Origin of the sequence: Pantoea sp. sgz302252, assembly GCF_042610525.1 — a bacterium.
GTDB lineage: Bacteria > Pseudomonadota > Gammaproteobacteria > Enterobacterales > Enterobacteriaceae > Erwinia.
In genome coordinates this window covers 1-10,661 of the sequence record NZ_JBHDVM010000024.1, presented here as the reverse complement: position 1 = coordinate 10,661, position 10,661 = coordinate 1, and the positions used below count along the sequence as shown (strand labels likewise).

The 10,661-nt window shown below is 58.5% G+C and carries 16 protein-coding genes and 1 pseudogene; 15 read left to right on the top strand and 2 right to left on the bottom strand.

The window, feature by feature from the left end:
* Positions 1-1,730, bottom strand: a 1,730-nt coding sequence (locus tag ACETPC_RS23540) for a terminase ATPase subunit family protein (protein WP_380184860.1), incomplete at its 3' end; no start/stop codon positions are given.
* A 144-nt stretch (positions 1,731-1,874) separates the two neighbouring features.
* Here ACETPC_RS23540 and ACETPC_RS23535 point away from each other — a divergent pair.
* The 11 genes and pseudogenes from ACETPC_RS23535 (at position 1,875) to ACETPC_RS23485 (ending at position 7,420) form a co-directional block, all read left to right on the top strand.
* Positions 1,875-2,720, top strand: a complete 846-nt coding sequence (locus tag ACETPC_RS23535; RefSeq protein WP_380184859.1) for a GPO family capsid scaffolding protein — start codon at positions 1,875-1,877, stop codon at positions 2,718-2,720.
* A 49-nt stretch (positions 2,721-2,769) separates the two neighbouring features.
* Positions 2,770-3,852, top strand: coding sequence for a phage major capsid protein, P2 family (locus tag ACETPC_RS23530; protein WP_380184858.1), 1,083 nt, complete (start codon positions 2,770-2,772; stop codon positions 3,850-3,852).
* Positions 3,853-3,855: 3 nt separating this feature from the next.
* Positions 3,856-4,524 (top strand): terminase endonuclease subunit, encoded by a 669-nt coding sequence (locus ACETPC_RS23525; protein ID WP_380184857.1) that lies wholly within the window; start codon positions 3,856-3,858, stop codon positions 4,522-4,524.
* An 89-nt stretch (positions 4,525-4,613) separates the two neighbouring features.
* Positions 4,614-5,078: a head completion/stabilization protein gene (locus ACETPC_RS23520; protein ID WP_380184856.1), complete on the top strand. Its 465-nt coding sequence runs from the start codon at positions 4,614-4,616 to the stop codon at positions 5,076-5,078.
* The gene (locus ACETPC_RS23515) at positions 5,075-5,278 is read left to right on the top strand and encodes a tail protein X (RefSeq protein ID WP_380184855.1); all 204 of its coding nucleotides are present in this window, start codon (positions 5,075-5,077) and stop codon (positions 5,276-5,278) included. Before ACETPC_RS23520 ends, ACETPC_RS23515 begins: the two co-directional genes overlap by 4 nt.
* A gap of 5 nt (positions 5,279-5,283) precedes the next feature.
* On the top strand, positions 5,284-5,496 hold the full coding sequence (locus tag ACETPC_RS23510; protein WP_301730256.1) for an HP1 family phage holin: 213 nt from the start codon (positions 5,284-5,286) through the stop codon (positions 5,494-5,496).
* Positions 5,483-5,986, top strand: a complete 504-nt coding sequence (locus ACETPC_RS23505; RefSeq protein ID WP_380184854.1) for a lysozyme — start codon at positions 5,483-5,485, stop codon at positions 5,984-5,986. Before ACETPC_RS23510 ends, ACETPC_RS23505 begins: the two co-directional genes overlap by 14 nt.
* Positions 5,983-6,333 (top strand): annotated as a pseudogene (locus ACETPC_RS23500) (LysB family phage lysis regulatory protein); the annotation flags it as partial. The gene ACETPC_RS23505 and the pseudogene ACETPC_RS23500, both read left to right, overlap by 4 nt.
* Positions 6,254-6,574, top strand: coding sequence for an Rz1-like lysis system protein LysC (gene lysC / locus ACETPC_RS23495; RefSeq protein ID WP_380184853.1), 321 nt, complete (start codon positions 6,254-6,256; stop codon positions 6,572-6,574). The pseudogene ACETPC_RS23500 and the gene lysC, both read left to right, overlap by 80 nt.
* Positions 6,507-6,974 (top strand): phage tail protein, encoded by a 468-nt coding sequence (locus ACETPC_RS23490; RefSeq protein ID WP_380184852.1) that lies wholly within the window; start codon positions 6,507-6,509, stop codon positions 6,972-6,974. Before lysC ends, ACETPC_RS23490 begins: the two co-directional genes overlap by 68 nt.
* Positions 6,971-7,420, top strand: a complete 450-nt coding sequence (locus ACETPC_RS23485) for a phage virion morphogenesis protein (protein WP_380184851.1) — start codon at positions 6,971-6,973, stop codon at positions 7,418-7,420. The genes ACETPC_RS23490 and ACETPC_RS23485 overlap by 4 nt, the downstream gene beginning before the upstream one ends.
* A 23-nt stretch (positions 7,421-7,443) precedes the next feature.
* Here ACETPC_RS23485 and ACETPC_RS23480 read toward each other — a convergent pair whose 3' ends face one another.
* Entirely contained in the window at positions 7,444-8,478 is a 1,035-nt protein-coding gene (locus ACETPC_RS23480) for a YaaC family protein (RefSeq protein WP_380184850.1), read from the bottom strand.
* A gap of 104 nt (positions 8,479-8,582) precedes the next feature.
* Here ACETPC_RS23480 and ACETPC_RS23475 point away from each other — a divergent pair, with 104 nt between their 5' ends.
* From ACETPC_RS23475 to ACETPC_RS23460, 4 genes are all read left to right on the top strand, one after another.
* A complete protein-coding gene (locus tag ACETPC_RS23475) occupies positions 8,583-9,176 on the top strand; it encodes a phage baseplate assembly protein V (protein ID WP_380184849.1) in 594 nt (197 codons plus the stop codon).
* Positions 9,176-9,523, top strand: coding sequence for a GPW/gp25 family protein (locus tag ACETPC_RS23470; RefSeq protein ID WP_380184861.1), 348 nt, complete (start codon positions 9,176-9,178; stop codon positions 9,521-9,523). The genes ACETPC_RS23475 and ACETPC_RS23470 overlap by 1 nt, the downstream gene beginning before the upstream one ends.
* A 1-nt stretch (position 9,524) precedes the next feature.
* Positions 9,525-10,433 carry a baseplate J/gp47 family protein gene (locus ACETPC_RS23465; protein ID WP_380184848.1) on the top strand — a complete coding sequence of 303 codons (909 nt, stop codon included), beginning with the start codon at positions 9,525-9,527 and terminating at the stop codon, positions 10,431-10,433.
* The coding region (locus tag ACETPC_RS23460; protein ID WP_380184847.1) for a phage tail protein I at positions 10,426-10,661 on the top strand (236 nt) is incomplete at its 3' end. The genes ACETPC_RS23465 and ACETPC_RS23460, both read left to right, overlap by 8 nt.

Below are 10,661 nucleotides of genomic sequence, written 5' to 3'. Positions count from 1 at the left end.
GCGCCGCCGCTGGCGGCGGTCAGCGGTTCGTTTAACAGCGCGTGCATGATTGCCCAGGCGACGTCCGCGTGGCTGGCATCCTCGCTGCGGCTCGCCTCATAGGTTGAGCGGTTGCCGCTGGCGGTCATGGTTTTGCGAATAGCCATGAAAGATTGCGTGATATCCGTGCTTCCGGCGTCGTACTCAAGCCGCCCGCTGCTGATAGTGTCTTTGGCTTTGAGTACCATCCCGGTTTTGACTTCCGGCGAGTAACGGATCTCACGGGCCGCAGGGTAAAACTGCCGTACCAGTTGAAAAACGCCCTGGCCGATGCCGGTCGCGTCCACGCCGATATATTCCACGGTGTATTTTTTGGTTAAGTCCTCAATGGATTTAGCCTGCGCGGCAAAGTCCATGCCGCGCCACTGGTGATGCTCCAGCACGCGGAACTTGCCGCCCGCAACCAGCGGCGGCGCAATCACGGCACAGCCCGCGCTGTCGCCGGTGTGCGAAGGGTCATAGCCAATCCACACCGGGCGGTAGTCAAACGGGCGCAGCGCGTAAGGGTTAAAGTCCGTCCATTCCTCCAGGCTGTCGATCATGCAGGTCTGCAGCTCGGCAAACGGGAACACGCTCGCCTCGTCGTCGACAAACTCACACATCAGCAGGTTCTGATATTCCGACGGGCTGTATTCAAGCGACAGCTGGTCAAGGTCAAACAGGTTACAGCCGCCGGTCAGCGCGTCCTCAACGGTGACAATCTGCCGCCACTGGCCGTCGCCGCACAGCGCGCCTTTCGCCAGATGCGAATGCGACAAATCCAGCTCGATGCGGTCGTCCTTGCTGCGCCGCCCCTTATTGAATAATTCACCTGACCAGAACGGATACGCGCTGTGCGACAGGCTCGACGGCGTGGAGAAATACGTGGTGCGCCATTTTTTATGTAACGACATGCCGCTGGCGACCTTGCGCAGCTCCTGAAACTTCGGGATCCAGAAATATTCATCCAGATAGAGGTTGCCGGTGTAGCTCTGCGCGGTGCGCACGTTGGTGCCCAGGAAAATCAGGCGCGCGCCGTTCGGCAGCACAATCGGATCGCCCTTCAGGTCGACGTCAACCTGCCGGGCAAAGTCGATAATGTAGTTTTTAAAAACGTGCGCCTGCGCCTTGCTGGCCGACAGGAAAATCTGGTTGCGCCCGGTGGTCAGCGCATCAATCAGCGCCTCGCGGGCAAAGTAGAACGTCGCGCCAATCTGGCGGGACTTCAGAATGTTGCGGATGCGGTTCTCCAGCCCGGCTTTATGCCAGTTGAGCTGGTATTCAAAGCAGTTATCCATAAACAGGTCGGTCAGCTTGCTGGTCTGCTCGTCGCTGAAGACGTTTTTAATTACCGGCTGGCGCTCGCCCTTATTGCGGTTGCGCACGTTCGGATTAAGGTCGGCCTCGTTGCCCGAACTGCGGTAGCGCTCGACGCGGGCCAGCCGTTCTATCTGGCGGCCCAGCGCGTCTATCTCCTTGTAGTCCCCGTTGCCCTTTACCTCTTTCATGATGAGCTGAATTAACCGCGCCTCCATGCTGGCCTCGACGCGACTGATGGGGGCGATATCTTCCCATGCGTCGCGCAGCTTCCAGCTCTGCACGGTCGGTGTTTTCTGGCCGAGCGTCTCCGCAATCTGGCGCACGGAATAACCCTGCCAGTAAAGCAGTGCGGCCTGACGGCGCGGATCGCTGATGGTGGTTTGTATGTTCATGCCGACAAGGCTACCGGGGCGCAAAAAGGCGCGCCCGCTGTCCCTGTTTGCTGGTCGCTGAGCGGGCTGGCTTTCGTTGAGCGGATGGGCCGTGGCAGGGAAACTGGCCCCGACCTGAACGAACCCACAACCGGAGCCTGATTAATGGCAACTAAAGCAAAGCGTTTTCGTATCGCAGTGGAAGGCGCAACCACCGACGGCCGCGAGATTTCCCGCGACTGGATTTCCCAGATGGCGGCGAACTATGACCCGGCGATGTACGGCGCGCGCATCAACATGGAGCATATCAAGGGCTACACCCCTGACAGCCCTTTCCGCCGCTATGGCGACGTCACCGGCCTGAGCGCGGAAGAAATCAAAGACGGTCCGCTGAAAGGCAAGCTGGCGCTGTACGGCGAAATCAGCCCGACGCCGGAACTGGTTGAGCTGACCAAAGCCCGCCAGAAAATTTATACCTCTGTTGAGGTGAATCCGAAGTTTGCCGACACCGGCGAGGCGTATCTGGTTGGCCTGGCCGTGACCGACGACCCTGCAAGCCTCGGCACCGAAATCCTGAGCTTCAGCGCCACGGCGTCAGCCAATCCGCTGGCGTCCCGCAAGCAGCACAAAGACAACCTCTTTACCGCCGCCGAAGAAACGCTAATCGAACTTACCGAAGAGGCCGATCCGGTGCCGTCGCTGCTTGAGCGTATTACCGCGATGTTCTCCGCGAAGAAAAGAGGCGCCGATTTGCAGTTTGCCGACGTGAGCGCGGCGGTAACTGCCGTTGCAGAGCAGGTGCAGCAGAACGGCGAGGCGCAGGCGCAAAACCTGTCGGCGCTGGAAGTCGCGTTAACCGAACGGCTCGACGCGCTGGAGCTACAGGCCGGGGAAGACCGCACCGCGTTTACCGCGCTGCAGGCGCAGCTTGCCAAAACCGACGGCGGCTTTTCACGTCGCCCGGCCTCGACCGGTGGCGATAACACCGCCAGCGTGCAGACCGACTGCTGATTACCGACCTGAAGACCGGCCAACACTTAACTAAATACAGGAGCGCAAAATGCGCCAGAACACCCGCTTTAAATTTAACGCCTTTATGTCCCGCCTGGCCGAGCTGAACGGCGTCGAAACCGGCGACATGAACAAGAAATTCACCGTTGAGCCAGCGGTGACGCAGACGCTGATGAACCGCGTGCAGGAGTCGTCAGAATTTCTAACCCGCATCAACATCGTGCCGGTGTCCGAAATGAAGGGCGAGAAAATCGGGATCGGCGTGTCCGGCTCGATTGCCAGCACCACCGACACGGCGGGCGGCGACGAGCGCGAAACCGCCGACTTTGCCGCGCTGGACAGCACCGGCTATGAGTGCGTGCAGGTTAACTACGACTTTCATATCCGCTATAACACGCTAGACCTGTGGGCGCGCTATGAGGATTTTCAGGCCCGCCTGCGTGACGCCATCATCAAGCGCCAGTCGCTCGACCGCATCATGATCGGCTTTAACGGCGTGTCGCGCGCCAAAACCTCTAACCGCGCCAAAAATCCGATGCTGCAGGACGTGGCGGTTGGCTGGCTGCAGAAGTACCGCAACGACGCGCCGGAGCGCGTGATGAACAAAACCACGGCGGAAGACGGCACCGTGACCGACGGCGTGCTGATCGGTAAAGGCCGCACCTACGCCAACCTTGACGCCGTGGTGATGGATGCAACCAACACCCTGATCGAGCCGTGGTATCAGGAAGACCCGGAGCTGGTTGTTGTCTGCGGTCGTCAGCTGCTGGCCGACAAGTATTTCCCGCTGGTTAACCAGGTGCAGGCCAACACCGAGGCGCTGGCGGGCGATCTGATTGTGAGCCAGAAGCGTATTGGCAATCTGCCCGCCGTGCGCGTGCCGTACTTCCCGGCGGACGCGATGCTGATTACCCGCCTGGACAACCTGTCGATTTATTTTCAGGAAGGCACGCACCGCCGCATGATCGACGAGGTGGCGAAGCGCGACCGCATCGAAAACTACGAGTCAATCAACGAGGACTACGTGGTGGAGGATTACGCGGCGGGCTGCCTGATTGAAAAAATCACCCTGTCCGACGCGCCGGTAGCCGCTGCGAAAACTGAAACTGACGCGGCAACGCCGGAGGCATAACGCATGTTAAGCCCTGCCCGACGTCACCTTATGCGCCAGCAGGCGGAAGCGGCCTCGCAGCGGGCCAGCAATCCGCTGCGCCACGCCAACGGCTACGAGCTGATGCTGCTGAAGCTCAACGACGACAAGCGCCGCCTGAAGAAAGTGCGCTCGAAAGAGCGAAAGGCAGAACTCAAGCGCGACATGCTGCCGGAGTATCTGCCCTGGGTGGCGGGCGTGCTGGCGAAAGGCAGCGGCGCGCAGGACGCCGTACTGATGACCGTCATGATCTGGCGGCTGGATGCGGGCGACGTGCCGGGCGCGCTGGAAATTGCCCGGTACGCTCTTCAGCACGGGTTAGTGCCGCCGTCGGGCTTTAAGCGCGACGCGACCGCCTACCTGCTGGCCGAAGAGGTGGCCGAAGCGGCGACCCGTGCCTGGACGCTGAGAGCGCCGGTTGATACCGGGCCGCTGCTGGCAACGCTTGAGCTGACGAAATCCGAAGACATGCCCGATCAGGTGCGCGCCAAGCTGCACAAAATCACCGGTTACGTCTTACGCGATGCGGGCAGGGCTCTGGATGCGATGGAACATTTAAAAAGGGCGCTGCAGCTGCATGAAGGCTGCGGCGTCAAAAAAGACATTGAGCGGCTGGCGACTGAGCTGAAAAAGCAGGCTGTTGCCCGCCGCTGACCGAACGCGCCCCGCGCCGGGCGGCAGAACGGTAACGCGCTTTCAGCGTCTGCGCCGTTCTCCACCGCCCACCTATTTTAAGGCCGACTATGAACACGATTGTGATACCCGCCCCGCGACCGGCAGACGATGCCGAGCCGCCGGTAAAGAACACCTTTTTCTGGCCTGACGTGAACCTGCAGCAGCTGCGCAACACGCTGCGCTATGAAGGCACCGTGACCGCGCAGCGCCTGCGCCTTGCGGTAAAAACGGCGATTTCAGAAGTGAACGCCGAGCTGTACGACTGGCGCGCCGAACAAATGGCGGCGGGCTTTAACCAGCTTTCCGACGTTCCGGCGGAAACCTACGACGGCGAAAGCGAAAAGGCCACGCACTATTTTGCCGCCGTCAGCGCCCTGACCGGGGCCGCCATCGTTGAGCGCTATCGCGGCTATGACGCCAGCGGCAAAAAAGGGGCGGAGGTGGAGGCGAGCGCGGACGAGTACTGGCGCGACGCGCGTTTCAGTATCAGCCGCATCGCCGGGCGTTCCGGCTGCATCGTGAGCCTGCTGTGATTATCTACGCGCAGCAGGGCGACACCGTAGACCAGATTTGCTGGCGGTACTACGGGCGCACGGCGCAGGCTGTGGAGCTGGTCTATGCCGCCAATCCGGGCCTTGCCGAAAGCGGGCCGGTACTAATGCACGGCTGCGAGGTGACGCTGCCCGATCTGCCCGACGCTGCTACGGATGAAACCGTCAACCTGTGGGACTGAAGAAGATGGAGAAAATCAATTCGCTGGTTAACTACCTGATCGGCCTGGTGCTGATGTGGTTCGGCCGTCACACGCCGCAGGATATCGCCTTTATGGTCGGTTCCGGCGTCGCAGTGGTGACGCTGGTAATTAACGTGGCGACGTTTTTTATCAACTGGCACTACCGCCGCAAAACCTATGAGTTGCAGCGGCAGGGGGTAAACCATGAAGGCCGCTAAACACTGCGCCGTGCTGGCCGTGCTGGCAATTGCAACGCTGCTGCCGCAGTTCAGCACGCTGAAGATATCCGACGGCGGGCTGGCGCTGATTGCCGATGCTGAAGGCTGCCGCACCTCGCCTTATCAGTGCAGCGCCGGAGTCTGGACGAACGGGATCGGCCATACCGCAGGCGTGACGCCGCAAAGCCACGTCAGCGAGCGGCAGGCTGCCGTTAATCTGGTTTACGACGTGATGCGCGTGGAGCGCGGGATTGATGCCTGTATGCCCGCCATGCCGCAGCTGGTCTACGATGCGGTCGTATCGTTCGGCTTTAACGTGGGCGTGCGTGCGGCCTGCACCTCAACGCTGGCCGGGTTTGTTCGCCGGGGCGAGTGGCAACGCGCCTGCCTGCAGCTTGACCGCTGGGTATACGTGAACGGCGTCAGAAATGCCGGGCTGGAAAACCGCCGCCAGCGGGAAAAGGCCTGGTGCTTAAAGGGGGCGTTATGATCCGCCTGTTAGCGGCGCTGCTGGCCGTGGCGCTGGTCGCGCTGGGCCTGACCGGCTGGCGACTGAATGCGGCAAACGGCCACCTTACCGACGCGCAGCGCATTATCGGCACGCTTTCCGCCGGAATTGAAAGCCGCGATAAGGCGATTACCCGTCTGAACGATGAGGCGAAGGCGGGCCAGAAACGCGAGGCCGCGCTGCGCCTGCTGCAGGGCCGCGCCGGGACGGCTGCCCTGAACCGTGAACTGACCATACAGAGAGAAACCGATGCCAATCCGACATTACGCAGCTGGTCTGCTGCTGCTCTGCCTGCTGACGTTATCCGGCTGCAGTCGCGGCCCGCATTCAGCAACGCCCGAGATTATCTGGACTGGCTGTCCGCGCGTGACAAGCTGCCCGCTGCCGGGCAATCGCCTGCAGACCCAGGGCGATTTAGCAGCGGATAACCGCCAGTTAGAGGCTGCGCTTGCATCATGCGGGCTGCAGGTAGAAATCATCAAAGAATGCCAGGAGCAGCACGATGCTGAAACCGAAACAGCTACGCCGGGCGCTGACCGACAGCGTGCCACTGCTGCAAAGAAACCCTGACGGGCTGAATATGTTTATCGACGGCGGGCGCATTGCCTCAACGCTCGCCAGCTCGCTGTCGTTTGAATACCAGTATCAGCTTAATTTGGTGATCACCGATTACGGCGACGATATCGATCTGATTATGGTGCCGCTGCTGGCGTGGCTGCGCGAAAACCAGCCCGACATTATGGCGACCGAAGAGAAGCGCCGCACCGGCTTCACCTTTAAGGTGGACGTGCTGAGCGATACGTTGTGCGATATCAGCATTGACCTGCAGCTGACGGAGCGCGTGATCGTGAAGCAGGAAGGCGACGCGCTGCACGTTACCCACGCGGGCGAAAATCCGCTGCCGGATAACGTAACCCGGCCAGCGCAGCTTTACGCAGGCGGTGAACTGGTTAGCGGGCTGCAGTTGTGAACGGGCTGGAGGCGTTCGACGCCAGGCTAAACGCGCTGATCGGCAACCTGTCGCCCGCTGCGCGCAAGGAGATGGCACGCACCATCGCAAAGCGTCTGCGTGCCGGTCAGCAGCTGAATATCAAACGCCAGCAGGCACCGGACGGCACGGCGTTTAAGCCGCGAAAGGCACCGGCGCGTAAAAAGAAAGGCCGGATAAAGCGCGAGATGTTTGCAAAGCTGCGCACGGCCAAATACATGAAGGCAAAAGGCACCGCCGACGACGCCGTGGTGGAGTTTACCGGGAACGTGCAGCGCATGGCCCGCGTGCATCATTACGGGCTGCGTGACCAGCCAGCCCGTGGGGGGAAAGAGGTAAAGTATGATGCGAGACCGTTATTAGGAATCAACGAGCAATTACAAAATAAACTTAATAGCGATATAATTTCATTATTGCTCCAAGGTTAAATGTTGTTCGCGATCCTAACTGATTATTCTATTGTCCTACCTGGTAATATAAATTCTTGTGAGGTTATTTCTGATGCAATCTCATCGATATATTGTATGAGTGAATTTTCAATAAACTCTGAGATTAGCCAGTTTTGTTGAGTGTCAAAATGCCTTGATAATATGTCAGGTGTATATCGAGCTAATTCACTCAGTTTATGCATTGCAGCGAAAGCAATGCTTAAAGAAGAGTGATCAATCACTGATATATTTACAGCCTTATCTCTTTTTACATACCAAAGTCTTTTAGGGCCTGATATAGAATGTATGTGTTTTCTGATTTTTTTATGGTATGTTTGATACCGCAATAAGCTTGCTTTTTTTTGATGAGCCTTCCATTTGAATCGCTGTTTAAGTCTTATGGAAGCGCCTGAATTAACTGATTTTTCTTCTTGTAAATCGTTTGGTAGCTTATTTATTGTGGTTTGTGATGCATGTCTCTTATCTATATCTGCAACGAACCAAGCCTCAGATGTAGTTATAGACTTTACAATCCTTGGGTTTTCGATGCGTATGAATAATTCTGCTGAAGACTTATATGATAGGCTGTAAGCTCGATGTATATAAGGTAAGTTGTAAAGCAAATCTTTTAAGCTAAATATATATACCCCTTGCGGATCACCTAAATATTTACATAAAGCACCCATTACGCCGCCAGTACTGATCTTGACTTTTTCATTGGATAAGGAGGTTTTACCTTTTAAGGTGAACCCCGATACTCCGTGAGCCTCACCGAATTGTACCCCCTTAGATATAAGTAGGGCTTTAGTAGCATTAAGAAAACAATAGTAGGCTGTAAGGGGAGATGCAGTTTTGTCAAGTAGCTTTGATGCTTTATAGAAATTTTCAGCCTGCCCCCAGAAAAAACAAGCTTTAGACGCACCGTTTCTTTTTAGCCATAAATTCACATAATCCCAAGAGTCTGATACTAAAACCTTTTTGCTATTAAAATCAGGGGTTATTCTCGCCTTATGTATTGTTAAAGGTTCGCCAAAATGCATTATCTCTTTGAAGGCCATAATATTTCCATCTAATACTTTCGATTAAGAGGACGATTGTTTGGTGGTGAACCACACAAACATATCTCTTTGTAATCAATTAAGGAAGTATTGAACATAAGGATATGACTAATGAATCTTATTTAGAACTCATGCGCCTCTTGCGCAACCTGATCCGCATAGGCACCGTGTCCGCCGTCAACCTTGACGACGGGCTATGCCGCGTGGATACCGGCAACAACACAACTAACTGGCTGCACTGGCTGACCGGCCGGGCCGGTCGCACACGTTCATGGAATGCGCCGTCCGTCGGCGAGCAGGTGCTTGTTTTGTGCCTGGGCGGCGAGCTGGATACCGGCTTTGTGCTGCCGGGCGTGTTCTCTGACGAGCATCCCGCCCCGTCGGCCTCGGCTGATGCGCTGCACTGGTCGTTTCCCGACGGCGCGGTGATTGAGTACGAACCGGAAAACGGTGCGCTGAAGGCAACCGGTATCCAGACCGCAACCATACAGGCCGCCGTCAAAATCATGCTGGACTCGCCGGAAGTCGAATGCTCCGCTCTGCTGAAAACCGCCACGCTTGAAGTGACCAAAGGCGGCAAGATGAAAGGCGACGTTACGCACAGCGGCGGCGGCTTTACTTCTAACGGCGTGGTCGTGCATTCCCACAAACACGGCGGCGTGAAGTCCGGCGGCGACATATCGGGAGGGCCGCAGTGATGACCGTGCGATATTCCGGCATGAGCCGCGACACCGGCAAGGCGCTGACCGACCTTGACCATATTCGCCAGTCCGTGCGCGACATTCTGTTAACGCCGGTCGGTTCCCGCGTGATGCGCCGTAGCTACGGCTCGCTTTTATCCGCGCTGATTGATCAGCCGCAGAATGAATCGCTGCGCCTGCAGATTATGTCGGCCTGCTATATGGCGATTTTGCAGTGGGAGCCGCGCATCAGGCTGACCGGCATCTCTTACGAATCCGCGTTCGACGGCGGCATGGTGGTGGAAATCACCGGCAGCCGCACCGACACCGCGCAGGATTTTTCCTTAACCGTACCCGTGAGCTGATATGGCAACTATCGACCTGAGCCAGCTACCCGCGCCCGACGTGGTGGAAGCGCTGGACTATGAAACATTACTCAATGAGCGAAAGGCCACGCTGGTATCGCTGTATCCGGCGGAGCAGCAGGACGCCATCGCCCGCACGCTGGCGCTGGAGTCCGAGCCGGTGGTCAAGCTGCTGCAGGAAAACGCGTACCGCGAGGTGATCCTGCGCCAGCGCGTCAACGAGGCGGCTAAGGCCGTGATGGTTGCCTATGCCCTGGCGGATGATTTAGACCAGCTCGGCGCAAACAACGGCGTTAACCGTCTGACGCTGACGGCTGCCGACGACACCACAACCCCGCCAACCGCCGCCGTGATGGAGAGCGACGACGATTACCGCGTGCGCATTGCGGCCGCCTTTGAAGGGCTGAGCGTGGCCGGGCCGTCCGGCGCGTATGAGTACCACGCCAAAAGCGCCGATGGACGCGTGGCAGATGCGTCCGCGATAAGCCCGTCGCCCGCCTGCGTCACTATCACCGTGCTGTCACGCGAGGGCAACGGCGAGGCGGCCGCCGACCTGCTGGCCGTGGTAAATGAGGCGCTGAACGATGAGGACGTGCGCCCGGTGGCCGACAGGGTAACTGTGCAGTCGGCCACGATTGTGGATTACGCCGTTGAAGCCGTGCTGTACCTCTATCCGGGGCCGGAAGCTGAACCGATACGCGCAGCCGCCGAGGCAAAGCTTGCCGCCTTTGTCAGCGCGCAGGCCCGCCTCGGCAGGGATATCCGCAAATCTGCCCTGTACGCGGCGCTTCACGTTGAAGGCGTGCAGCGCGTGGAGCTGGCGCAGCCCGCCGCCGACGTGGTGCTGGATAAAACGCAGGCCGCGTACTGCACCGGCTACGGCATTACGATCGGGGGTTCGGATGAGTGATCGCCTGCTGCCGTCCGGCTCGTCGGCGCTGGAGGTGGCCGCCGCAGAAGCCTGCGCCACGATTGAAGCCATCCCGGCACCGCTGCGCCGGTTATGGAACCCGCAAACCTGCCCGGTGGAGCTGCTGCCATACCTCGCCTGGGCGTGGTCAGTTGACCGCTGGGATACCGGCTGGAGCGAGTCCACAAAGCGCGCCGTGGTGTCGGCCTCGCAGTACGTGCACAAGCA